We start from the raw sequence: 24,480 nt of genomic DNA on the forward strand, positions 1-24,480 counted from the left end.
GACCGTTTCGATGACCATGAGCGAGCAGGCGCTGAACAGCCGTCGCCCGAAGCGTGCCGACGCCCGCCGCAACTACGACAAGGTGCTGGGCGCGGCCCGCGCGGCATTCGCCGAACAGGGCACCAATGCCTCACTGGAGGAGATCGCGCGCCGTGCTGGCGTGGGCATCGGCACGCTGTACCGACACTTCGGGACTCGACAGGATCTGCTGGAGGCCGTGTACCTCGACGAGGTCGAGGCACTGTGCCAGTCAGCGGAGGACTTCGCCGACCTGCCGCCGTGGGAGGCGCTCGTCAGCTGGCTGAACCGGTTCGTTTCCTACGTCTCGACCAAGAGGGCCCTGGCAGAGGAACTCGCGGCGACCGTCGGCATGGAGACCGAAGTCTTCAAGAAGTGCCACGACGCGATCTTCTCCGCAGGCGAGCCCCTGCTAGAGCGCGCCCAGGCGGCGCGCGCCGTCCGCTCCGACGCGGCCTTCGGTGACGTGATCCGCCTGGTCAGCGGGGTGACGATGATCAAGGGCGCAAAGCCGGAAGACATCGAACGAATCCTCGCGATGGCCCTGGACGGCCTGCGTTACACACCGCCGGCTTGAGTCAGGCTCAGCCTCGGACCACTCCTGGGTTCTACCCGACGGGCTCGCGCTTCTGGCCTGGGACCGGCCTTCGCGGGAGACGCCAGCGACGACGTACCCGTCGAGCAACTGGTCGCGGAGTTGCCGCGCGGCGTGACGTACCGCGTCGCATTCGCCGCCGGCAGCCGCACAGTTCCACAACCTTCCTGAGCACGCAACGCGATGCCGTTGTCCACCGGGCTGCGGACCTCGCCGAACGTAGCTCGAGGACTCGCTGGTCGACGCTGTCCTCGCACAGCAACCGGTGCACGTCCACGCGGCGCACCTGGCCCATCCTGTGCCCCCGAGCGACAGCCTGCTCCTCGATCGACGGCGTCAGCTGCGGCTCGGCGATGATGATCACCGACGAGGCCTGGATGTTCAGGCCCACGCCGCCCGCCTGGATCTGGGAGATCAGCCCCGGCAGGCCCCCGGGCGGCAGTGAACTCGTCCACCATCGGCTGGCGGTCCGTCGGCGAAATGTCCCCGGTCAGCGAGCCGACGACATGCACGTCTGGTATGCCATCACGCCCAGAGCCCAGCACCTTTGTCACCGTCTTTCAGCACGTCGCGGAAGTACGAGAACACCACGACCTTGCGCCCGCCGTCCGCGACCTCGCCGACGATCCGGAGCAGCCTTGGTGGTCTCAGACGTGGTCTCATTCGCCTACGTCCGCCGATGGTCGGCGGCGGCCGCGGATGGCGCTGACCTGCGCAGACGTACCTGGGCGGAGGCCGGTGAACGGGCGTCCTTGGCCCTGAAAAGCAGAAGGTCGGCGGTTCGACCCCGCCCCTGCCCACCACATTCCCGCAGGTCAGCGACTTTGAGGCTCCCGGCAGATACCTGTCGGGAGCCTGTCGTAACTGAGACCAGCAGGCCGGAAACTGAGACCACCGGCGGCATCGTGCCTGGTCAGCGGCCTGTGAAGCTCCGCTTCGGAAGCGGAAGGTCGGCCAAGGGTTCTGGCCACTGCGTCCAATGCGTCCATGGTCGATGCGGCTGTTCGTCCTGTGCGTCACGCGCTCCACAGGCGACAACCCGTGCGCCAGCGCCGATCGCCTTATCGCCAGGTGAGCCCGAGGATGGCGCCCCACCGTAGCCATGTCTGAGCGTGTGGCGGGGCACTGCCCAAGGTCGCGGGCCTGCACGCAGGACGGTCCGCCGCTCACATGGGTCTGCTCCTCCGGCCTGGGCCGGTGGTCAGCGTCACCCGCCGCCCGCGAGCGGAGCCCCAGGTCCGGGGGACCCGCCCGCTGGGCGGCAGCGTGACCCCGCGTTCCCAGGGGCGTAGGAACGCGGGCGGCGTCGGTAAGCCGCTCGGTCGGGCCATCAGCGGGGGCGACCATCGGCCAGGCCTGCACAGCACCGACGCTAGCCCTACTAACGAAATGCGGCCCGACTGGTTACGGCGGCAATCTCGTCCGGACGTGGCGCCGCCGGCTACTTCCGTCCTGGACTCCGGCTGCCACATCACAGATCGCGCGCGCTCGCGCCGAGCCACATGATCACGAGCCAGTACCAGGGCACCGCCTGAATCTACGTGCCGCAGCGACAGCGCCCCAAGCTGACAAGCCCAGCGCCATCTCCGCTGTCCAGTCGTTCTGCGCCGATGCGGCCGAGGTCGGTGCGATCACCGCGTCGCCAGCGGAGCTCACCGCCGAAGGTCGCGAACCTCGGCCGCACCTCGGGCCTGTCGGTGGCCGCGATGGAAGCACTCCTCCGGACCGTCCGAGCTTCGGGCATCACCGACTACGCCCTGGCGATTGCCATCGATTCCTCTTCAGAGGCATCGATGGCAATGCGTCTCGACGAGCAAGAGCAAGCGTGCCAAGCAGACGTTCCCTGTGACCTGCATCACGGCAGAAGATGCTGTGAGCTGCCCGAACACGTGAAGGAGGCCTGGGCCGTGATCGGCCCAAGTGAGCAATGACCCCGGATGGCTCAGCGACCTCCGGGGTTGTTGCTCAGTAGCGGTTCGGAGCGCTCGGGTACGAGCCGAGCTCCAAATCGGCGGGAACGTTCAGGCGGATCGGCGCCTCCTTAGGGATGAAGTGACTCATCGAGTCGGTAGCCGTAGGGAAGAGAGCGCGGATGCGAGCGATGCCGTATGTCGAGGGAGTGGAGCACCGGTTTGTCGAAGCGGGCGGGGTGCGCTTCCACGTGGCCGAAGCGGGTCCGGCGGAGGGAACGCCGGTCCTGTTCCTCCATGGGTTCCCGCAGCACTGGTACGCGTGGCGGCACGTGGTCCCGCTCCTGGCCGGCCGTCACCGGCTGATCATGCCCGACTTCCGGGGTTTCGGATGGTCCGACGCCCCATACCGGGGCTATGACACCGGCACCCGAGCAGACGACGTGCTGGCGCTGATGGATGCGCTGGAACTGGACCGAGTGCTTCTGGTCGGCCATGAGTGGGGGGCGTGGGTCGGCTTCATGGCCTGTATCCGGGCACCCGAACGCTTCGACCGCTTCCTCGCGCTCAGCATGATCCATCCGTGGCCGGAGCATCGGCGCCTCATTCGGCACGCCTGGCGGCAGTGGTACACGATCGCGTGGGAGTATCCGGTGATCGGCGGCGCGCTGCTGCGACACTGGCCCACGTTCACCAGATACATCCTTCGCAGAGGAGTGACCAACCCGGATGTGTGGCGACGTGCCGACCTCGACGAGTTCACTGAGTCCGTACGAGCGCGGGCGCGGGCCCATGCGGGCCGAGCGCTGCACTGGCAGTACGTCTTGCGGGACATCCCACGGCTCCTCATCGGCCACCACCGGGCGCTCCGGCTGACCGTGCCGACGACACTCCTCTTCGGCACAGACGACTTCGCCATGTCGCCCGAGGCACTGGCAGGAGGCGAACGGCACGCCACCGATCTGGTTGTTCGCGTCGTTCCGGGCGGCCACTACCTCGCCGATGAGCAGCCCGGCCTCGTCGCGGACGCGATCAGGTCGCTGTCCGCCGGATCCGCGCACGCGCAGGAACCGGTCGGGTGAACGGCGACTCCGAGCATGCCGCCGCTCTGGTCCGGGCCGCCCAGCGGGGCGACCGCATGGCCATACACGATCTGCTCGACCTGCTGGCCCCCTACGTCGGCCGGATCTGCGGCCCGATCGCGCTGGATGACGGGCCCGACGCCGCACAAGAAGCGCTCATCGCGATCTTTCGTGGCATCCGGGGGCTGCGCGATCCCGCAGCGGTCTTCGGGTGGGCACGGTCGATCGCGATCCGGGAGGCGATACGGATGGCGCGACGCTCGCAACACACCCGCGCCACTGACCTGGACGACGTGCCACAGCCCGGCGATCCCCTCCTGGCCGCCGACGTCCGCGATGTCCTGTGCCGACTGTCACCAGAGCACCGCGCCGTCCTCGTGCTTCGTGATCTGGAGGGTCACGGCGAACGGGCCGTGGGCGAACTGCTGGAGATATCGACCGGGACGGTGAAGTCCCGGCTGCACAGGGCGCGGCTCAGCTTCCGGAAGGCATGGAGATGACCGACACGATCTGGCCCGAGGCCGACCTCGACCCCGTACGCCGCCTACGCGTCATGGCAGCGGTCATCCCCGGCGCGGTGTACGCCGAAGACGTCCTACCCCTGTCCTTCGACGAGGTCTGGGCGGTCGCCGCCGACCTCGAAAACGAATTCCCGCGGCTGCTCACCGACGTCCGCACCATGCGGATCACCCGGGCGGACGGAGAACGGCTGGAGGCCTTGGCACGAGGACGCTTCGGGCAGCGAGCCCGGTTCGATGTCGTGCTCCGGCCGGGATGGTGCTGGATGCAGAGCCGGTTCCTGCTGGGAGGAATGGCGGCTGCGGCCGAGGCGGACCGGACAAGGTTCGCGTTCATGGGTACGCTCCGCGTACCCGGCGCCCGCCTCCTCCACCCGTTGTCACACGCCCTCGGTGCTTCCCCGGGCTCCAGGGTGATCCACCGAATGGCGAGGCGAGCCTCCGCGCGTGCGCAGGAGCCCCAGTAGTACTGCAGAAAATCCAACGGATATGGGATCGCGCCGCCGGAGGTGTGGGGTCCCCCTCAGCGGACACCCGGAGTGCGACGGCGCTGCCGTCGCGACCTGCGAAGGCGCCGTCTCAGATAACTCCTAGCGTCCCCGGAAAGGGAGACCATGTTCATCGCCTACGTCACGGTGACCATCCTGGCCGCCGTCTTCACCGGCAGCGCCGCCGTCACCTACCTGATCGGCCACGACTACCCCAAGGCGCAAATGGCGATGAAGCGGCTGCCACTCTCGTGGGGACCGAAGCTGGGCAGCCTGCTGGCGGCCGGAGCCGTGGGCCTGGTGGCCGGGTTCGCGGTGCCACTGCTGGGGCTGCTCGCCGCAGTTGGTCTGGAGCTGTACTTCATCGGCGCGCTCATCGCCCACCGGCGGGTGGGCTCCCGGAAGCTCGTCGGCTGGGCGGTCTTCTTCGCCACCGAGTCCGCCGCCCTGGCCGTGCACCTCGGCTACCACGGCTTTTAGTAACTCAGCACCGCGCGGACTCTCGGGTGCAACGGGCCCTCGCGTCAGGGTTGACGCGTGAGACAAGCAGAAGGGTGCGCGGCATGAACGTGCTGCTTAAGCCGCCCGAGCCTCGTTTTGGGCAGTTACATCCAATGAGCTCCACAACAACAGCGAGCCCCGACGCGCTGTCGTGGCGCAGATCCTGGCATACACGGCCCCGACCGCCATGGGCACAGATACGGCGGTGCCCTTCTCCGTGTCTTCGGCCGGGGCGCCCAGGACCGGAGCATGCCCGGCGCGCGCGTCTCTGGCGTGGTCTCAGACGTGGTAGCCGTTGATCACCTTCTTTGACCGCCCGCTGTTGCACGTGGATTGCACGACAATCCAACGAGCGCCGTTGGGAGTCGCCGCGGCCTCAGCGAGCGGACATCATCGACGTCTTCTCGGCGGCTGGTAGGTGACTGCATTGGGTTCGGCGCCACGCTCAGTCAGCCGCCGGCGGAAGTCGGCTTCCTCTGCGGGGGTCAGTGCCAACCACAACCCGCGGCCATTGTCGCTCGCACTGTAGATCTCCTCGTCGGTCTCGCTGCGACCCTCCACACCGATCGTGAACGGCGACACAGCCACCACCAGCTCGAACTGCTCGTCATCGTCAACGTCCACCTCGATGTCTACTTGGCCGCAGTGACGACGCTCGGCAAGCTGCCCCAACGCGCGTACGGCGCCTTGTACCTGCGCGGGCCAGGGCAGGTCAGTGATGACGTCGACCCACACCCGTCGAAGTGCCCCCCGAAGAACCCGCAGTCCCTCCTCATGAGCGGCGATCACCGCGACTTCATCCGCGTCATCGTCGAGAACGAATGGGCGTCGGCAGACTGATGTGGACACGCCACCTCCCGGGTCGAGGACGAGCTGTCGATTTAGCGGCCTCGTCGAGCCCACCGGCGAAGTTCGCTGATGTTGTTTAGCCGCAGGAGACCCAGGTTCCGTCGTGGGCCATCCGGTGGAGTTCGCGCCTGGTCACCTGCATGTCGTGTTCGTTCTCGTCCTGGAGGAGCACTTTCCCAGGCGTGATGCGTGCTGCGGTGGACAGCCGGAAGTCAGCGGACGCGACGGCGTAGCTGTTGTCTCGGGTCCAGCCGTAGACGCTGTAGGTGACGTTCTTCTGGAGCTTGGGTGCTTTGCCTTGGAGTTTCCAGCCGCCGGCCGGGTCGTCCACCCGGAAGGAGGTGGAACGTCCGGTGAGTTTCGGCGCGTCGTAGCTGGCGTCTTCGATCCCGTCTGCTCCGCCGTCGTGGTAGATCGTCGCACCGTCCGGTGGCGTCGGACCGCACCAGGCCAGCACGACGAACAGGTGACCCTGCGGGTCGACGCTGATCCCTGCCAGCCCGTTGTCGATCACCGAACAACCCGCCATGAGGACCGCCATCGCCACCGTGGACAAGCCCAGACGCCAGCGCATGCGGTGAGGGTAGTGGCGGCAGACCGACGCCAACGGAACTGTGCCGCGATCGTGATCTCCAGCCCGAGCCGGAGGTGGAGCTCGTCCAGCGACCTGGCAGTGGCGAGGCCTCACGGGCAACCACTCTTCCCCGTCGTCCTCGCAACCAGCCAGATTGAAGGTCGCAGCGGAGGCGGTCAAGGGTCGGCGAAGCCGATCACGAAGTGACGCAGAAGGCGCCCTTGAGGGCCGCAGTGGAGACCGGAGACTGGCCTGCGAGGAGGGCGGGGCGGTCACTTGCCTGCGGCCGGTTCCTCGTGTCCACTTCTCGGCTATGACGCACCGCGCTCCCGGTGGAGACTCCCGGCTGTTGGCGTGGTTCGTCTTCGTCGGTAAGTGGGTCCTCGACGGGCTGGGCGAGGTGGCGGCCAGACTTGTCGCATGTGGCCTGGTCGCGCTTGTGGGCCTTGGGCTCGTAGCGGCTCCAGCGCTCACGGTCGCGGTGGCCGTGCCGGTGCTACTTCTGGCTGGCTACGGTTGCGTCGAGTGGTTTCGTGCGTCGCGGCGAGGCGTCCAGGTTCGGCATCGTCGCCTGGCGAGGGCGTCGGTTGTGACGGCTCTCGTTGTCGGCTGCCTGGCTGCTTATGCGATCACATACTGCAGCTGCACGAGCTGGTGGTGACTGGTCCGCCCTTGACCTAAGAAAGCCGGAATCGGCAAAAATGGCCGATTCCGGGGATAGATCGCGGGAATATGACGGATGGTGCATGCCTCGACGGAGTGCAAGTTCCGGCATTAAGGCCTCCGTCGAGACGTGCGCCGTCCGCACATCGTCCTTGCTCTGAAATGTCTCTTCTGATCGGCGCAGACGAAGCGGTTAGGCGAATCTGCTCGCAGGGGGTAGTCAACGCCGGGCGCCCACGAGTTCGTTTGCTTTCTCGCGTCTGAGGACAGCTTCGAGTGCGGCGTACTCTGCCTCGTCGATGGCTGCTCTGGCGAGGTCGATGGCGAAGGAGGCGTCATCTTCTGCCGCGTCGGCCTCGTCGGCTGCCCTGTCAGCGTCAAACTCCTCTCGTTTCGACTCGATCTTGGACCGGATTTGCTGGACCTGGCTGTCCCATTGCTGCTGAACGTCCCGCCACCATGCGGAGGCTCCGGCCTTGGCCTGGCCGGCGCGTTCCTTGAGTTCGTTGTTACGTTGCTGTGCTCCGGCCCGCACCTTGGCGACCTGCTCTTCCAGTTTGGTGCGCTGGTCGGTCTGCGCGGCATGGAAAGCGTCTTCTGCTTCCTTGGCTTTGGCTGACATAGCGGCCAGCTGTTCCGAAAGTGTCATCTGGTTCTCCTCCAACTCCAGCGAGGCTGAGGTGCAAGTCAGGCTGAGCTACCTCCCGCATATGGACCTGTGCGCCGTTCAGCCCGTAGAAGTGCCCGTCACGGTTGAACTGCTCGCACTCGCCTGCTTCGAACGTACGAAGCCGCAGACATTCGGTTACAGGGACCAACGTCACGGAAGCGGACCGACCCGATGGCCTGACATGACTGGTCCTCCGGTGAACACACGCTAAGGTCCGAACGAGCGATGACTTCGAGCCCGTCCGTCCTCAGGTCCGACCGACGTTTGACTTGTTTGTCTGATCCTCATCGTGGAAACGTCGACCACGAGATGGCTGAAGGAGCCCAGCCACGCTGCTGCGGGCGGGTATAGCCGCCCACACTGACGGCAGGCCCCAAGGAGGGCTTATGTCGGACAAGGCGGTCACGCGATCGGCGATATCGCGACCGATCACGCTCCTGGTAGGACTAGCGGCCACCTTCCTTGTGATCTCGGGTCTGCGAGACACCGCGAACCTCGTTGGGCCAACCTTTTTGGCCTTGGTGCTCACCATCGCGGTGCATCCCCTGCACAGCTGGGCTAAGCGTCACCGGTTACCTGGCTGGGTCGGAACAGTCGGTGGCCTAATCGCCATCTACCTTTTCCTGCTCACCCTCACGGTCTCCTTCGGCATCGCGATTGCACGCTTCGCGATGCTCCTGCCCACTTACCAGGTGCAGATGAGCCGACTGCTTGATCGCGCTCTGGCCTGGCTCTCGGACCTAGGACTAACCCAGCGCCAGCTCGAGAAGATGGCCGGCACACTCGACATCAACAAGCTGGCCACGGTGGCAGGAAGCGTGGCCGGCGGTCTGCTCGGCGTACTGACCAGTCTTGGCTTCATCGCAGCTCTGCTGCTGTTCATGGTCTCCGACGCCGCTGGCTTCGCGCACAAGCTCTCCGCGGTGCCCGCCGAGCGACGTCCGTTGGTCCGTGCGCTGAGCACCTTCGCGTCCGGCACCCGAAGGTACCTCCTGGTCTCCACAGTCTTCGGACTTGCCGTAGGCGTTGTCAACGTCCTCGCCTTGCTCGTGATCGGCGTACCAGCTGCCGTGCTGTGGGGCCTACTGTCATTCATTACCAACTACATCCCGAACGTCGGCTTCGTCCTCGGCCTGATACCACCGGCAATCCTCGGACTCCTCCAAGGCGGCCCCAAAATGATGATCGCCGTCATCGTGGCCTACAGCGCCGCAAACGTCCTCATCCAAAGCGTCATCCAGCCGAAGGTCGTGGGCAACGTCATAGACATGTCCGCCACCCTCACCATGCTGTCCTTGGTCTTCTGGGCCGCAACACTCGGCGCCATCGGTGCACTGATGGCCGTCCCACTGTCCCTTCTGGTCAAGGCACTGCTCGTCGACGCCGACCCGGGCTCGGCCTGGCTACAGCCCCTTCTGTCCGCCCAGAAGAGATCAGCGAGATGAAGCCGCGCGGCTAGGGCGCAGCCTGGCCTAGTGGCTGGATTGTCCGGATGGCTATCGCCATGTCTTCCATGCTGCCGATAACGGCAGCGGGTTCGGCCACGAGGAGGTTGGTCCTACGGTCGGGCGACTTCACTTAGCCGATGCTGTGGACTCCTGTCGCGTGGGCGACGTCCATGTCGGTGAGTGAGCCGCCGATGAGGACGCCCTCCATGCCGGGCGCTGCGACGATCTCCAGCACCTGTTGCACCGGTTCGGGGTGAGGCTTCATCAGGTCCGGTCGCCCCGGCGGTCGTCCCACGATGGCGACGACCAGGCCGTCGACCTCGTGCAGCTGGAGGTAAGCCTCGATGGCCGGCGCGGACTTGTTGCTGACGATGACGACGGGCCGCCCTGTGTCGTGGCACGCCTGCACCGCTTCCGCCGAGCCCTGCGTGGGGATGGCGTCGTCCGCGGCCCGGAGTTCGCCTGCTCGCCGCATAGGAGAGGGTGTGACAGTCAGGGCGTGAGGCGTTGTCCGTCGTGGCTGCGGATCGCTGGCCGGGGCTCGTCCGTGGGGAGGGCGTCGAGGAGGCGGATGGCGTAGGCCTCGTTCATGCGGTCGCGGACCTCGTCCGGGGTGAGCCAGGTGACGCGGTCGGTCTCGACGCTGGTCTGTTCGGTTCCGCCGGCGAGGTGGCAGCGGAAGACGAGGGCGACGATCCCGCGGTTCATGTTCTTGTAGACGCCGGTGAGCGCGTCGGGCTCGACGTGGAGGCCGGTCTCCTCTTCGACCTCGCGGCGGAGCCCGTCGTGGATGGACTCGCCGAGCTCAAGGACTCCGCCGGGTGGTTCCCAGTGGCCGTTGTCGCGGCGCCGGATCGCCAGGACCCGTCCTTGTGGGTCGAGGACGGCGGCCGCGACGCTGACGGAGTGGAGCGGGGCTAGGGACATGGGAGCTCCTCGGGGCTACAGTGACCCAGAGTCCCCGCCCTGCCCACCACATCTCCGCAGGTCAACAGCTTGCCGGTTCTTCAGCAGGCGCCTGCCGACGCCGAAATATCTGAGACCACATAGCCTCGAAACTGAGACCATCTGTGGCATCGCGCCTGGTCAGCGGCCTGCCGGCGGCTGCTTTCGAAGCGGAAGGTCAGCGCTGGTTCTGGCCATTGCGTTCAATGCATCCTCGTTGTCGAGTGCCAGGTTTGACCGACGTACCTACCTGGCGGAGGTGATCGTGACGATCGACACACAAGACATGGAGCAGGTCGTGATCTACGCGCACCAGACTGCTATTCCTCGGCGGTAACGACGACCTTCCCGATCGTGTGGCCGGTCTCCACAATCGTGTGGGCTTCGCGCAGTCGTGTCGCGTCGAGCGGCGCGAGGGTCCGCGTGAGAGTCGTGCGGATGCGGCCGTCGTCGACCAGTTCGGCGATGCGGTCCAGCCCGTCATGCTGGGCAGTGAGGTCCCAGGAGTGGCGGGGGCGGGTGAACATGAACTCCCAGTGCCAGGAGATGCTCTTGTCCTTCAGGGCGTAGAAGTCCAGGTCGCGTTCGTCGTCGATCGCGACGATCTGTCCGAACGGACGCAACACCTTCGCGAACAGCGGGATGCGTCCCCTGCTATGCGCGCTGAACACATAGTCGACGCCGCCGGCCGCAGCATCGAGGATGCGGCGGACGAGGTCGGGGTCGGAGTGGTCGACCACGACGTCGGCGCCGAGCTGCTCAGCCCAGGCACGGGACTCTGGGCGGGACGCGGTGGCGATGACCTTCACACCGGTGAGGACCTTGGTGAGCTGGATAAGGATGGAGCCGACCCCGCCCGCTGCTCCCAGCACCAGGAGGGTGCCGGTCGACTCGGTGGTCAGGCGGAGCTTGTCGAACAGCGCCTCCCACGCGGTGATCCCGGTCAGCGGAAGCGCCGCCGCTTCCACGTGGCTGAGGGAGGTCGGTTTGCTGCCGACGATGCGCTCGTCCACGAGCTGGCGGGAGGCGTTGGAGCCGGGCCGGTCGAGGCTTCCGGCGTAGTAGACCTCGTCACCGACACGGAACAGGTTCGTCTCGGGGCCTGCGGCGAGAACGACGCCGGAGGCGTCCCACCCGAGAATGCGGTCCTTCCGCGCCCCGTTGCCGGAAGCGCGCACCTTCACATCCACAGGGTTCACCGACACCGCGCGCACCTCGACGAGCAGGTCATGCCCGGTGGGTGCAGCCGGTGCGGGGACGAGTGCGTCGACCAGGCTGTCGGGGTTGTCGACGGGGCCTCCGGCGCGGTTGACGACGGCGGGCATCGTCTGCGGCTGATCAGCCATCGGGTGCTTTCCTCTCCACGGACCGTGCACCGTGCCAGCCCGTTGCGGAGACGCTCTCCGCGAGGATGCAGTTACCCGCTAGGGAGACTACGTACCCGAGGGAAAGCAGCACCGGGTCAGGAGGCCTACATGGGCGATTCGTCACCGCTCCCCTGGGCGTGTGCGTGGGCGTAGTTGCTCTCGGCCCACTCGCACAGCGCGAACACCGGTCCGAGCGCGCTGCGTCCGGCAGTGGTCAACGAGTACTCCACATGCAACGGGACCGTGGGGATGACCTCACGATGCACGAGCCCGAACCGCTCCAACCCCCAGCGTCGCAGGCTCCTCGGTTGACTTCCCCCGCCAGCGCTCTCCCTGCACTTGCTATGGAGGCGTCTCGGAGTTGGACGCCGGATGGAACGCGTGAGGATCCAATGACCACAGCGACTCTGCCTCGAGACTGATCCGCTGCGACAGTCGAGATCATCGACGCCTTCCCAACCCAGGCGCGCAACGCTTGGGGAGCCCTCCCCCAGGGACATCGACCCCATCCGCAGGCCCTGCCGGCACTCACACGCTGGTCTCAGACTTGGTCTCATTCGTGCGCGTTCGCCGATGGCCGGCGACGGCCGGGGACCACGCTGACCTGCGCAGACGTACCCAGACGGAGGATGGTGAACGTGGGTCCGTGGCCCTGAGAAGCGGAAGGTCGGCGGTTCGACCCCGCCCCTGCCCACCACATATCCGCAGGTCAACGGCTTAGAGGCTCCCGGCAGATACCTGTCGGGAGCCGCCGTAACTGAGACCAGCTGGCCCGGAAACTGAGACCATCGGCGGCATCGTGCCTGGTCAGCCACCTGCCAGCTGCTGATTCTGAAGCGGAAGGTCGGCACCCGGGGTTGTGGCCATTCCGTCCAATGCGTCCGTAGTCGGAGCGCGCAGTCATCGATCACCGGCGCGTACGGATCGATCGCCGGCCGCGGCCGCCGCGGATAGGCCTTGCGTGGCGGCGGGATCGCACTGTCCAGCGCCTGACGTACCGTGCGCCGGTGCACCTGATGCCGCTCCGCCAACTCCCGGATCGACAGGCCAGCCCTCACGACGTCTGTCCCTGCGGATCCGCTCGAACAACTACACTCGCGAACGCACCTGCCCCGACCTCCACTCCGAAACGAACATCGACGTGCAGATCACAACCAGGGTGGGGCCAACATTGGCGACGACACGCAGGCCCCACAACCCAACGCGCTCACCACCCGAGTGGGGCCAACATTTACGACGAAAAGCGCCCAGCCGGGGGCAGATCAGGTGATCACACGCAGCGGACGGCGGCACGCCCTGCTGGCGTGCGTTGGCGACGGCCTCGGACATGCCGAGCAGCCGCGTTGCTGCTGTTGCTGTACTTTGCTGCCGTCCGCTGTCGCACGGACGAGCGAACTGTGATCAGCGGACCGGGCCCAAGAAGCCGAGTTCTCCATACAAGCGTGCCGATGTGATCACGCCATCTGCCACATCGTAGGCGAGGCACCACGCTATTCGTCCGGCGCCGTTATCGCGCGGGTCGGCACAGTATCCCTCAATGTATGCAGTCCCATCTGCATACACGATCCGATTTTCTCCGTCGGGCATGTTGTTGTGCAACTCCGTTATGTAGTCCCGGACCTTGCTCGGGCCGACAATCGTCGTCGCGCCGTCGAATGTCGTCCAGCGCATATCGTCAGCGTAGAAGGTCGAAAAGTCCTCGCCGCGGCCCATGGTATCGAAATAGCGCTCGATAACGGCTTGTGTATCCGTGGCATTCATGTGTAGAGCCTCCTTGCTCACAGCCCTCGGAGAGCTGCCTCTCGGCGGTCTCGGTGGTGGCTTGTTCGGTTATGGCGGAGTCAGCGCACAGGCGCATGGCGGCCGATCAACCTGACTAACTTCGTCGGCCCCGTAAGCTCGCCCATCTGCCGGACGATGGGTAGTGGGTTCACCTGGGCCCACCATTCGGCGATCCTGCCGTCGACGACGGAACATCATCATCTCCTCCCATTCCACAAGCAACCCCGTCGCGGGATGACCGTAGTACTCGCCCCGATGCGTCCCCCGCGCGTGCATCCGCGCAACGGCCTTGTCACCCTCGACCACGAGGTCATCGATCGTGTAGTGCACATCTGGGAACACACCCTGAAGCCACAGGAAGAACTGCCTGGCATTCTCGGGTCCACGTACAGGCCCGTCTTCCTCCGGAGACACCTGGAACGTCTCAGTAACGAACTCGTCCAAGTGATCGAGGCTCCACCGATTGACCACATCATCAAACAGCCGGCGCACAAGAGCCCTACTGACCTCTGGCAACATCCCAGCCCCCTCCTCGAGACGCCACCACCACGACGTGCCGTCAACCGCGCGTACCCCCGGATGTCCCCTGCTTCGCCGCGTCGTCGTCGAGCACCTCGGCAACCGTGCGGCATGATCAGGGCCGGCCTGGGTTGCTGAGTGCAGCGCCGAAGGCTCCGTCTGGCTCGAGAGGTCCTTTGACTTCAATGGTGCCGGCTGAGATGGCCTTTTCGACCTGCCTCCAGTCGGGGTACTCAATCGGATCACGGGGGAACGCGCCAGACATGAAGTCGTGGAAGACACCGGCGTGGCGGACGCCGGAGACCGTCTCGCCGGGTACCCCGATGAGAAGATCCTCCCCGTCATCGGGGTAGTCGTTACTTAGGCTCACGATGGCGAGGGAGGCGCCGAACTTGTCGCCGGTCTCTGCGGCTCCCGGCACCTCGGCGGTTGCCTGGCTGACGAGTACTTCTGCGTCGTCTCCTGTGGCGCTGGGGGGACCGGTGTGGGTATTCAGGAAGATCTGGACCGCCCCGGCACTCGGCACACCGCCAGCGCGGTCGCCGGGAACACCGACAACGACGTCCTCAGCCTTAGGAGGGAATCCCGCGCCCCCACCCACGATCAGCCCTACCGCGACAGCGAAGCCGAATTGGTCCCCGGCCTCGGCAGTTCCGGTCATTCCCGGGGTGTTCTGCGACCAGTACTGGTTCCCCGCTGCCGTCAGGCCGGTCGCCGAGCCGAACAGGATCGCGATCGCCCCGCTGCTGTGGTTCTCACCCGGGATCCCGACCACCAGGTCCTCGCGGCCGTCTAGGGTGACACGACCCGCGTCGAGGGCTGTGCCGAATCCGTCATCGGGTTCGGCGGCCCCGATGACGCCGGCGCTGTTCTGCGACCAGAACCTTGACCCCGTACCAGTCAGGGCACCACCGCGTCTGCCAGGTACGACGACCACCCCGCCGGCGTTTGCGTTCTCCCCGGGGATCCCGATCGCCAGGTCGTCGATCCCATCCCCAGCGAAATCGCCCACCGTCAGGCTGGCACCGAACCGGTCGGATGCCTCGGACGCTCCCGGGATGCGCGGCGACGACTGGGCCAGGCGCACCGCATGAGTCGGTCCCGCGTTCAGCCCAGCGGCGTTGCCGTAGACAACGAACGCCGCACCAGCGGCGCCGCCCTCGCCGGGTGCGCCGATGGCCAGGTCGGTGATGCCGTCGTCGTTGAGATCACCGATCGCCAGCGCCGAACCGAACCGCTCACCCGCAGTGCGCGGACCGGGGATGGACGCGGTTCCCTCCAGCAGCATCGTGTTCCCGGTGGTGACCAGAAGCCCAGTGCCGGGAGCGCCGTAGAACACGTTGACCGCACCAGCGGAGCCGTCCTCGCCCGGGACACCGACCGCGGCGTCGGCGCAGTCGTCACCGTTGAAATCGCCGGTGACCACGGCCGCCCCGAACCGGTCGTTCGGCTCGGACCTGCCGGCGACTCCGGGCGTGTCCTGACTGGTCCACTGGTCCTCGTACCTGCCGGCCGTGTCACCGGCGGTGGCCCCGTCCGTGCCGTGGAAGACATGGATCCCACCCGCGGCGTGGTTCTCCCCAGGTGCGCCGACCACGACATCTCCGTGGTCGGAGCCAGTGGGAGTACCGTTCATGTCCTGGTTCGGCAAGGCCAAGGTCGAACACTCCGTCACCGCCGCGTCGGCTCTCCCTTCACCCACAGCCGGAGACGCAGCTCCGAACGTGAGGGATGCGGCGAGGGCAAGTAGCCCTATGGCAGAAAACGCACGCATGAGGTCTCCCCTCAGGCCAAAAGCGCGACCACTAGGTCGATGTGGGTCTCCCAGGTCGATCGGAGTTGGACCGTTGCCGTTCGCCGTATCCGATGGCCAGGACGGCGAAAACTCCGGCGATCAGGCCGGGTCGAAGGGACGTGCCCTAGAAGCCGCCGCGCCAGGTGCTTGTGTTCATCTGATCATTGACGGAGCCAGGCCCTTGTTCATGGCGCTGGCGCTTGGTGGTGATGGGTTAGTTCAGGCGACGCAGCCACGTCCTCCATCGCCGCTTGGGACCCTCTCGCTGCGGCCGTTGATCGCGCTCATAGCCGACAAGGTGACAGCGGCCGGCCCTGCCGTCAATGACGCGCGCGGCCACCCGCAGACCTGCCCCATAGGTAGTGATGCGTACGCCGACGCATGCCTGGATCCTCGCACCAAGCCAAACCATGGACCGCTGAGCACGCGGCCAACCCCAACGGCGGCTGCCCCACCGATATCGGCGGAACGACGATCGTGCGGACCGCGCCGCAGCCGTCTCGACTGGTCTCAGACGTGGTCTCATTCGCCTACGTTCGCGCAAGATCGCCGATAGTCCCGGATCGCGCTGACCTGCGCAGACGTACCCAGGCGGTAGATGGTGAACGTGGGTCCGTGGCCCTGAAAAGCGGAAGGTCGCCGTTGGACCCCGCCCCTGCCCCCCACATATCCGCAGGTCAACGGCCTGCAAAGCCTCCGACGGGTGCACGTCGGAGCCGGAACAACTGAGACCACGCGCCCCGAAAGCTGAGACCAACGGCGGCATCGCGCCTGGTCAGCGGCCTGCGCGTGGCCGACTTGGAAGCGGAAGGTCGACGCAGGTTACGTCCAATGCGTCCCGCGCACCGCCGGCAGATGCACAGCGCGACAAGCCAGCGCCCGACGATCCGGCGTAGCCCCTGCCTGCCCCGGCTGCAACTCCGCCGCATCGTCCAAAGCTAAGCCCACAACCCCTCGACCGTCGCAGGGTCTCGACGAGTTGATCCGTTTCGACGACGCCCTGAGCGTCTGCGAGCCATCATGAGATCTTGTGACGGACGACCGGATGGGTGACATGCGCGAGCGTCGCGGGTTCAGGGTTCGAGCGGCGACCTTGGAAGATGTGCCGGCGATGGCTCGGGTGGGTGTCGACACGTTCCGGGCCGCCCATCGTGGCCAGATCCCCGAGCACCTTCTGCTGGACAACACTTACGAATCGTCCGCGCAGGGGTGGGACCGGACGTTGCGCGAGATCGCCGAGGCCGAGGAGCCGCAAAAGTACGTCTGCGTCGCCGAGAACACGGCCGGTGGGATCGTCGGCATCGCCATGGGCGGTCCGCCAAGGGACTGGCCCCTCGACGATGCCAACCGTGCCGCCCACCCGACCGGTGAGTGCTACTCGCTGTACGTGGCCACCAACCGTCAGCGCAGCGGCATCGGCCGGGCGCTGCTCAGCGACCTTGCCGGCTTCTTGGTCCATCGGGGACGCAGCCGCCTGGTGATCGCCGTGCTCACCGTCAACGCGCCCGCCCGCGCCTTCTACGAAAGAATCGGCGGCACCCTGCTCGGCGAGCGAACCATCGACGACTCAGGTGTCCTCCTCGACGAGGTTGTCTATAACTGGGACAACGCCACCGCCCTGGCACGCGTCGAACCCGCGGGGGCCGTGGATGGCGTCCCAATGCCGCGACTAGCGCGGCCTGGCTGAGCATCGAAATAGCGGGATTCCGCAATCGGTGGCGCACATCCGTCGTCGGACAAGCGGAACCGCTCAGCCACGGCACAACACAGCTTGCGATCACTCCGACATCACGACGGCCGCGACCTCCTCTCGCTGCCCTGTCATACTCCAGTGCGTGGACGACATCGCCGCCTTCCCTGTCTCCGAGGTCGAACCACTTGTTTCGGCTACTGAAGTACGCCGCCTAGCGCCGGAGACGCTCCCCGAAATTTTCAGAATCGGACAGGGCGCGGACAGCACGGCTTACCGAGCGGGAGACCTCGTCATCCGAGCTTCACGTCGAAGTGAGGTGGCAGACCACATGCGATTCGAGATGAAGCTTCTCGATCGACTTCGCGGTCGGCTGCCTCTGCGGGTTCCAGCCCCGGTGTGGCTCGAGGTGCGCGATGGCGTCGCGCTCATGGCGCACCGCTATGAGCCGGGAGCGCCCTTCGAACGCTCGACGTTCGACGGGCTCTCCGGTCCAGCGCAAGGTGCTGCGCTTCAAACAGTCCGCGAGCTCTGGGGCGAGCTGCACTCCTACACGGCCGAGGCGCAGGACCTGGGAGCGGAACGGGCACGGCCCTTCGATGACGCGGAGGTCGTAGAGGCTCACGTGTTCCCACTCTTGACCAGTCACGAGCGTCAACTGTGCCTTGAGGCACTGCGATTTGGCGATAGCGGCGAAGCCGAACTCGTGCACCACGACTTCGCCCCCGATCACGTTCTGCACGCCGACGGCACTTTGGTTGCGATCATTGATTTCGGTGACGCGTGCCTAAGTGATCCAATCGCAGAGATCGGCGGCCGGTTGCTCAACGCATATGGAGAGGACTTCGCCTTGCGGATCCTCAACGGAGACCGGGACGCATTGTCAGCGGCGGTCGCCTACGAGCTTTGGGATCGCCTCGCTGGTGCTGCCAACCACATCAAGTCGACCGGTCCCGGCGGCAAGGAACTCGATTGGGTGCGTCGCCGGCTTGCCTCAAGCTGATAGGTCCTGATCTTGGGTGCCACCGTATTCGCAGCGTTGGGCACCGAGGAGGTCAGGATGGCGGGTTCAGGTCGATGTGGGTCGCAGCGATGCCGCCCGTCCACGATGTGTGCGGGCTAGGACCTGGTCTCAGACGTGGTCTCATTCACCTGCGTTCGCCGGCGTCTGGTGGGATCCGTGGGTGGCGGTGACCTGCGCAGACGTATCCGGGCGATGGCTGGTGTACGTGGGCGCTTGGCCCTGAACAGCGGAAGGTCGGCGGTTCGACCCCGCCCCTGCCCACCACATTCCCCCAGGTCAGCGACTCAGAGGCTCCCGGCAGATACCTGTCGGGAGCCGTCGTAACTGAGACCAGCAAGCCCGGAAACTGAGACCACCGGCGGCATCGCGCCTGGTCAGCGGTCTGCGAGGCTCTGCTTCGGAAGCGGACGGTCGGCACAGTGTTATGGCCATTGCGTCCAATGCGTCCGCGGTCGCAGCGTTTCCTTCATCCTGAGCGGGTCGTCGTTCGGCGCGGGCCTGCTTGTCTCGACCGCTGGGACCGATTCGGATCGCGCAAGGGCGGACACCAGCAGGCAAGGCTCGGAGATTGCCAGCGAAGACTGATCACTGCGTGGCTAGGCGTCGGCGACCGGGCATCTGATGACCATCGACTTGAGCACGTTGGCCGGGAAGGTCTCCGCGGTCTGCGCGTCCAGTTGGGTGCCGAGGCCGTCGAGCACCCGGTGAAGAAGGCGCGCGCCGCGGCAGCGAAGACGACATCGGCGATGTCCGCAGCCGACAGCCCCACGTCGTGCAGAGTGTCGACGTGGGACTGATGGACCGACGCGGCGTCCCGCGGCGACTTTGGCCGCGAACTGGTACACCGCCCAGTCCTGCGGATCAAGCGCGGACCCGTCGGGATGGTCGGCGACCGCTCGCTCCGACACCTCGTCAGCACACGTCTCGCAGGAACGACGCATGCGCAACGGTGCAGTACGTCGACCGCAACGCCCGGGCCCGACGCGATCGTGGCGATCTCGAACCGGCGGCGGTCCGTCCCCTCCCGTCCCGTCCCGAACGGTACTGTTCAGCGTGTTCCACGCTGCCGCCGCCACATCCGGGCGCGACGAGAAGCAGGCAGCGTAGTTCGGCAGGAACAGTGCTCCACCCAAGGCGTCGCGGCGGTGCTGTCGGTCAACCTCCGCACTCCCCACGAGGGAGTCGGCGTTTTCAACCTCGACACTCGTCGGCCCGATGCGTTCGGACAGGACTCCCAGACGGAATTGACGTTGGGATATCAGCCAGGACAGCGATTGCCCGGCGTGCATGGGTAGTCCTCTTGATCAAGCCAATCCCTGGAGTACACGGTTCGGCCGTGCACTCGAAGCGGTCCAGGCGTCGCGGTGGACAGTGAAAACCGTTTCGATCCGGTCGCAGTCGAGATCTCGCGCAAGACAGTTGATCAAAGGCATGATCAGTAGAGCTTGATAGGTGCCCTCCCGCGCGATACCGGGAGGGCGTGCGCCTGCAGCCGTGCCACGCCCCGACGCGCCAGGCTCAGTTATCGGTTCCTCTCGGGATCGTCGCCGCCGCATGGGTAGAGGGCTTGGGGAAGTGCCGCGAGGAGCGGTGTATACCGGCTCATGTGAGGATCAGGCGGACGGGGGCACGCCGAGTGCAGCCGCTTTGGAAGGCTCGAGCATGGACGCGCGGGGCCTTTGCGACCTTCATTGCCCAGCTCGCCGCCGTAGGGTTCGCGTACTACGCGACAGGCAGACTGGGACTTCTCGTTGGGGTACTCCGCGGCGAGATCAGTCCTCTGTGGCCCCCAAGTGGGATCGCATTAGCCGCCATGCTCGTCTTGGGGGCTCGGGTATGGCCGGGGCTCTTGGCCGGCTCCATCTTGATCAAGGCCGAGCTCATGCCGTTGGCCCCGGCACTGCTCAGCGGAGTTGGATCACTACTCGGCCCAGTGTGTGCGTACTTTCTCCTCCGCCGCATCGGCTTCAGCACCAAGTTGGAACGACAAAAGGACGCGCTCGCCCTGGTCTTCCTGGGCGCTTTGGCAGCAATGCTGGTCAGTTCGACTGTCGGCACCATCGTGATAGTGAGCGCCAACGTCATTCCGGCGCACCAGTTTCTGGTCGCCTGGTTCACGTGGTGGACCGGCGATGCGATGGGTGTCCTCGCATTCACCCCTCTACTCCTTCAATTTCGCCATCGCCGGTGGCCCCGTTACGTGTACTGGCGAAGGCTGGCAGAGGCGATAATTCTCCTATTGGGCTCTCTCGTCTGCTTCCTCGCGTCACTGCATCTACTCAACGCCGCCTTTGTCGCATTCCCGCTCATCGGTTGGGCCGCAGTACGCTTCGGGCTCGCCGGCGCAGCACCCGTCGGCTTGGTCATCTCCGTTATCGACACAGTCACAGCGGTCCACGGAGTCGGACCGTACCTGGATGAAACTCTCCTCACCCGCATGGTGGTGCTGCAACTGTTCAACAGCTCGGCCGTACTCGGCGGACTGTTCCTCGCCGTGACCATCATGGAGCGCGAGCACGCCCGATGGACCATCGAGCAGACTGCCGACAGGCTAAATGAAGTGATCAACCACCTGGAGCAGAGCAGGACCACACCCACAGTGGCGGACCGAACCCCACCTCCGAAGCGGGGAAGATCTGACTAGCCTCGGCTTCCTCTACCGGCGAAGCGAACTCCGCCACACCGCCTCCACACCCACTCCGACAACATCGCGGACATCCGTCGACCACGAAGGCCGCACACGGCGCGGCGTCAAGCACCTACCGGGCCAGGCGGTGGCCGGAGATGACACTCTGATTGGAAGGATCGGAACTGCAGCCGGGACTGGCCCGCCTGTACAGGCTGATAGCCGGCTCGTTGTGTGGCCATACGTCGAGACTGACCTTGTGAGCGCTCTGCGATCTCGCCCACCTAATGGCCGCTGCAGGGAGCGCGGTTCCCTTTCCGAGGCTCCGAGACGCAGAGTCGACGAACATTCCCAGTGCCGCTACGCCGCCGACAAGATCAATCGCGATGACGCCATCGATGGCGTCCACCGACTCGGTCACCAACACGGTGCTGTGCAGCTGACGGATCCGGGCCAGGTAAAGCCGCCGTCCCTCAAGGCGATCTTCAGGTGACGACTCAACAATCCACCTACCCTCGGCGGCAACGCACTCACGCAGAAGGACAATGGCAGAAGTGCCCTTCGCCCGACAGCACGACCCGGCGACGACGAGCGCCTGGCCGACGACCTCCGAAGCGCTGGGCGAGCTGTCCGTGATCACGGAGTCTGTCCCTACGGGTACGCCGTTCCACGCGTGCCATGAGGACGAGTCCGCACCGGTCATGAGCGGTCTGTCAGGGGTAGCCACTATGCAAGACAGAGCCCATGGCCAGGGCGCGCGCCAGTCTTCCGAGCTGGTCGCCTGAACCATGATCTGGCGCCGACTTTTCGTTTTCGGGCCGCACGTTTTTCAGGTCAGAGGCGTAGTGCCCGCCGGGCATCCCAAGGCGAGATCATTTTCCGGTGAGTTTGAACAGGCTCATGCCGGTCAGGCCGAGGGTGAACCAGATCGGCGTCAGACTGGGGCCCTTCCGTTCGAGAAACCCGATGGCATCGGGGACCATGACTTCGGCCGCGGCGGTGATCAGGAAGCCACCACTGGCTGCGACCAGTGTCAGGATGACGGTCTCCGGCTGGTTCTTCAGTACCAGGTAGCCAAGCAGGACGCCCACGGCGATGATCGCGAAGAAGACCATGATCAATGATCGACGCCGGCCGGTGGGCATGCCCTGGGCCTTGGCGGTGGCGATGGCGACGAAGGCCAGGGGTGCTTGGGCGATGGCCATCCCGACCGCCAGAAGAAGTCCAGTGCCCAGGTCCAGGGCCGCTCCGATGCCGATGACGACAGCATCGATCAGGAAGTCACCGACAATACCCACGAACAGGCTGGCCGAGCCTGTGGCCGGCTCGCCTCTCCCGTGCCGGCCCGTGTGCCATGCGGAGGCGTAGTCGAACAGCACGAATAGGGCGCTGCCAAGGAAGAACACGAGCACGACTCGGCCCAGCGCCAGGCCCCTCACCGCCGGTGGCAGCAGGTCAACGAAGACGATGGCGACCAGCACACCCGCGGCGAGCTGCAGGGCGCCGCTCACAACGCGGTTGGACAGCGTCAACAGCTCGCCCAGAACAGCACCCACACCAGTAATGGCCGCCGCCAACCCAGCGATCCCGAGGACCCGCAGCACGCTGCTCACTTGGCGTGACTACCCGCATGAGAGGTCCACGCAACAGCGGCGTGACAACCAACTGACAGGCCATGCCATGCTCGGGCTGACCTCAGCGTTCAGAACACTCGCGGCCGTCGCCGCCCGACGTGCGTGGTCTCGGACGTGGTCTCATTCGCCCACGTTCGCCGTCGTTCACCGGCCTCCTTGGATGGCGCTGACCTGCGCAGACGTACCTGGGCGGAGGCCGGTGAACGGGCGTCCTTGGCCCTGAAAAGCGGAAGGTCGGCGGTTCGACCCCGCCCCTGCCCACCACGTTCCCCCAGGTCAGCGAGTTAGAGGCTCCCGGCAGACGCCTGCGGGGAGCCGTTCAAAACTGAGACCAGCGGGCCCGGAAACCGAGACCAACGACGGCATGGTGCCTGGTCAGCGGCTTATGAGGCGCCGATTCGGGAGCGGAAGGTCGGCGCAGGGTTCTGGCCATTGCGGCCAATGCATCCATAGTCGGTGCGGCCGTTCATCCTGTCCGTCACGTGCGCCCACAGGCGACAACCACGTGCGCTGCAAGCTTCGAAGCTCTTCCCATCCAGCCGGGGCAACGCGCGCTGTGCGTGGCCCCGGCGTGTCTGGCCTCGGCAGTCAGCGGTTGATCCACTTCTGCATCTGTGGCGGGTAGCGGTCGGTGTGGACGTTGATCTGCCCGGAGGCATCGTCGAGTTGCTTGAGGTCTTCGGAAGTGAGTTCGACGTCGCCAGCGCTGGTGTTCTCCTGCAGGCGGTGGAGCTTGGTGGTGCCGGGGATGGGCACGATCGATGGGTGCTGGGCCAGCAGCCAGGCCAGTGCCACCTGCGCTGGCGTGGCTACGGTACGGGCTGCGATCACCTGCACCTGGTCGACGAGGGCCTGGTCGGCGGTACGGGCCTGTTCGCTGAATCGGGGCAGAGCGTTGCGCACATCGGTGTCGGCGAAGGAGGTGGTGTCAGTGATCGTCCCGGTGAGGAAGCCCTTGCCGAGTGGGCTGAACGGGACGAACCCGATGCCGAGCTCGATCAGGGTGGGCAGGATCTCGGTCTCGGGTTCGCGCCACCACAGGGAGTACTCGCTTTGCAGCGCGGTCACCGGTTTAACGGCGTGGGCGCGTCGGATGACGTCGACACCGGCTTCGGACAGGCCAAAGTGCTTGACCTTGCCGGCGGTGATGAGGTCCTTGACGGCGCCGGCGACCTCTTCGATCGGCACGTCGGGGTCGACCCGGTGCTGGTAGAGGAGGTCGATGCTGTCCACGCCCAGTCGGTGCAGCGATGCCTCGACGGTCGCCTTGATGTGCTCGGGCCGGCTATTGAGACCGGAGCGCTCGTCGGCGTCGAACGAGAAGCCGAACTTGGTGGCGATGACCACCTGCTCGCGCACGGGGCCCAGGGCCTTGCCGACGAGTTGTTCGTTGGTGAACGGCCCGTACACCTGAGCGGTGTCGAAGAAGGTGACACCGAGGTCCACGGCGGCGCGGATGAGAGCGATGCCGTCGCGCTCGTCGACGGCGGGACCGTAGCCGTGGCTGAGTCCCATGCAGCCGAATCCGAGCGCGGAAACCTCGAGTCCGCTGGTGCCGAGACTGCGCTTGATCATGCTGTCTGCTCCCTTGCGAGTCCGAGTACCCGGTCGACGTTAGGACTCGGCCCGGCGATGAAACAGGCACTGGCAGTACTCGTCACGCGGTGACGGCCGGGGCGTCGAGGGGTGTACTGGCAGTGCCTTCCTCGCCGCGGTGGGCGGCCCGTAGCGTCGAGGTATGGACCGCCAAGCCGTGCACGACTTCCTGGTCAGCCGCCGGGC

General features: G+C 66.0%; 22 protein-coding genes. 9 read left to right on the plus strand and 13 right to left on the minus strand.

Translation table 11 applies throughout. The features are described from left to right. Positions 1–16: 16 nt before the first annotated feature. From F4554_RS29275 to F4554_RS29295, 5 genes are all read left to right on the plus strand, one after another. Complete coding sequence (locus tag F4554_RS29275) at positions 17–595, plus strand: TetR/AcrR family transcriptional regulator (protein ID WP_238341436.1); 579 nt, start codon at positions 17–19, stop codon at positions 593–595. A 2,110-nt stretch (positions 596–2,705) separates the two neighbouring features. Then, a complete protein-coding gene (locus F4554_RS29280; RefSeq protein WP_179790832.1) occupies positions 2,706–3,605 on the plus strand; it encodes an alpha/beta fold hydrolase in 900 nt (299 codons plus the stop codon). Further along, positions 3,602–4,105, plus strand: coding sequence for an RNA polymerase sigma factor (locus F4554_RS29285; protein ID WP_337796245.1), 504 nt, complete (start codon positions 3,602–3,604; stop codon positions 4,103–4,105). The genes F4554_RS29280 and F4554_RS29285 overlap by 4 nt, the downstream gene beginning before the upstream one ends. Next, positions 4,102–4,590: a hypothetical protein gene (locus F4554_RS29290; protein WP_179790833.1), complete on the plus strand. Its 489-nt coding sequence runs from the start codon at positions 4,102–4,104 to the stop codon at positions 4,588–4,590. Before F4554_RS29285 ends, F4554_RS29290 begins: the two co-directional genes overlap by 4 nt. A 147-nt stretch (positions 4,591–4,737) precedes the next feature. Further along, complete coding sequence (locus F4554_RS29295; RefSeq protein ID WP_179790834.1) at positions 4,738–5,091, plus strand: DoxX family protein; 354 nt, start codon at positions 4,738–4,740, stop codon at positions 5,089–5,091. 411 nt (positions 5,092–5,502) lie between these two features. On the opposite strand, the gene F4554_RS29300 is transcribed toward F4554_RS29295, so the two are convergent. The 3 genes from F4554_RS29300 to F4554_RS29310 all read right to left on the minus strand — a co-directional run bounded on the left by F4554_RS29300 (position 5,503) and on the right by F4554_RS29310 (position 7,847). Beyond that, positions 5,503–5,961, minus strand: a complete 459-nt coding sequence (locus tag F4554_RS29300; RefSeq protein ID WP_179790835.1) for a hypothetical protein — start codon at positions 5,959–5,961, stop codon at positions 5,503–5,505. 76 nt (positions 5,962–6,037) lie between these two features. Next, the gene (locus tag F4554_RS29305) at positions 6,038–6,535 is read right to left on the minus strand and encodes a hypothetical protein (RefSeq protein WP_179790836.1); all 498 of its coding nucleotides are present in this window, start codon (positions 6,533–6,535) and stop codon (positions 6,038–6,040) included. A gap of 883 nt (positions 6,536–7,418) precedes the next feature. Further along, entirely contained in the window at positions 7,419–7,847 is a 429-nt protein-coding gene (locus F4554_RS29310) for a YtxH domain-containing protein (protein WP_179790837.1), read from the minus strand. 407 nt (positions 7,848–8,254) lie between these two features. Here F4554_RS29310 and F4554_RS29315 point away from each other — a divergent pair, with 407 nt between their 5' ends. Then, complete coding sequence (locus F4554_RS29315) at positions 8,255–9,313, plus strand: AI-2E family transporter (RefSeq protein WP_179790838.1); 1,059 nt, start codon at positions 8,255–8,257, stop codon at positions 9,311–9,313. A gap of 133 nt (positions 9,314–9,446) precedes the next feature. Here F4554_RS29315 and F4554_RS29320 read toward each other — a convergent pair whose 3' ends face one another. The 7 genes from F4554_RS29320 to F4554_RS29350 form a co-directional block, all read right to left on the minus strand. Further along, entirely contained in the window at positions 9,447–9,791 is a 345-nt protein-coding gene (locus tag F4554_RS29320) for an HAD family hydrolase (RefSeq protein ID WP_179790839.1), read from the minus strand. A gap of 17 nt (positions 9,792–9,808) precedes the next feature. After that, positions 9,809–10,243, minus strand: a complete 435-nt coding sequence (locus F4554_RS29325) for an NUDIX hydrolase (RefSeq protein ID WP_179790840.1) — start codon at positions 10,241–10,243, stop codon at positions 9,809–9,811. A 338-nt stretch (positions 10,244–10,581) separates the two neighbouring features. Then, positions 10,582–11,607: a zinc-binding alcohol dehydrogenase family protein gene (locus F4554_RS29330; RefSeq protein ID WP_202889511.1), complete on the minus strand. Its 1,026-nt coding sequence runs from the start codon at positions 11,605–11,607 to the stop codon at positions 10,582–10,584. A gap of 125 nt (positions 11,608–11,732) precedes the next feature. Next, positions 11,733–12,185, minus strand: a complete 453-nt coding sequence (locus F4554_RS29335; protein WP_337796313.1) for a winged helix-turn-helix transcriptional regulator — start codon at positions 12,183–12,185, stop codon at positions 11,733–11,735. Positions 12,186–13,029: 844 nt separating this feature from the next. Further along, complete coding sequence (locus F4554_RS29340; RefSeq protein WP_179790841.1) at positions 13,030–13,389, minus strand: nuclear transport factor 2 family protein; 360 nt, start codon at positions 13,387–13,389, stop codon at positions 13,030–13,032. A 69-nt stretch (positions 13,390–13,458) separates the two neighbouring features. Then, entirely contained in the window at positions 13,459–13,929 is a 471-nt protein-coding gene (locus F4554_RS34190) for an ester cyclase (RefSeq protein WP_179790842.1), read from the minus strand. 115 nt (positions 13,930–14,044) lie between these two features. Further along, on the minus strand, positions 14,045–15,703 hold the full coding sequence (locus F4554_RS29350) for an FG-GAP repeat protein (RefSeq protein WP_179790843.1): 1,659 nt from the start codon (positions 15,701–15,703) through the stop codon (positions 14,045–14,047). 1,051 nt (positions 15,704–16,754) lie between these two features. Here F4554_RS29350 and F4554_RS29355 point away from each other — a divergent pair. The 3 genes from F4554_RS29355 to F4554_RS29365 all read left to right on the plus strand — a co-directional run bounded on the left by F4554_RS29355 (position 16,755) and on the right by F4554_RS29365 (position 21,082). Further along, complete coding sequence (locus tag F4554_RS29355) at positions 16,755–17,411, plus strand: GNAT family N-acetyltransferase (protein WP_179790844.1); 657 nt, start codon at positions 16,755–16,757, stop codon at positions 17,409–17,411. Positions 17,412–17,559: 148 nt separating this feature from the next. Continuing rightward, complete coding sequence (locus F4554_RS29360; protein WP_179790845.1) at positions 17,560–18,417, plus strand: phosphotransferase; 858 nt, start codon at positions 17,560–17,562, stop codon at positions 18,415–18,417. Between the two features lie 1,657 nt (positions 18,418–20,074). Further along, the gene (locus tag F4554_RS29365) at positions 20,075–21,082 is read left to right on the plus strand and encodes an MASE1 domain-containing protein (RefSeq protein ID WP_337796314.1); all 1,008 of its coding nucleotides are present in this window, start codon (positions 20,075–20,077) and stop codon (positions 21,080–21,082) included. 115 nt (positions 21,083–21,197) lie between these two features. Here the strand turns inward: F4554_RS29365 and F4554_RS34195 are convergent, their stop codons facing one another. The 3 genes from F4554_RS34195 to F4554_RS29380 form a co-directional block, all read right to left on the minus strand. Next, positions 21,198–21,854, minus strand: coding sequence for a GNAT family N-acetyltransferase (locus F4554_RS34195; RefSeq protein WP_420360738.1), 657 nt, complete (start codon positions 21,852–21,854; stop codon positions 21,198–21,200). Between the two features lie 82 nt (positions 21,855–21,936). Next, positions 21,937–22,677 carry a ZIP family metal transporter gene (locus F4554_RS29375; RefSeq protein WP_179790848.1) on the minus strand — a complete coding sequence of 247 codons (741 nt, stop codon included), beginning with the start codon at positions 22,675–22,677 and terminating at the stop codon, positions 21,937–21,939. Positions 22,678–23,286: 609 nt separating this feature from the next. Continuing rightward, positions 23,287–24,273 (minus strand): aldo/keto reductase, encoded by a 987-nt coding sequence (locus F4554_RS29380; RefSeq protein WP_179790849.1) that lies wholly within the window; start codon positions 24,271–24,273, stop codon positions 23,287–23,289. Between the last annotated feature and the right edge of the window lie 207 nt (positions 24,274–24,480).

It is taken from the genome of Actinopolymorpha rutila (assembly GCF_013407855.1).
GTDB lineage: Bacteria > Actinomycetota > Actinomycetes > Propionibacteriales > Actinopolymorphaceae > Actinopolymorpha > Actinopolymorpha rutila.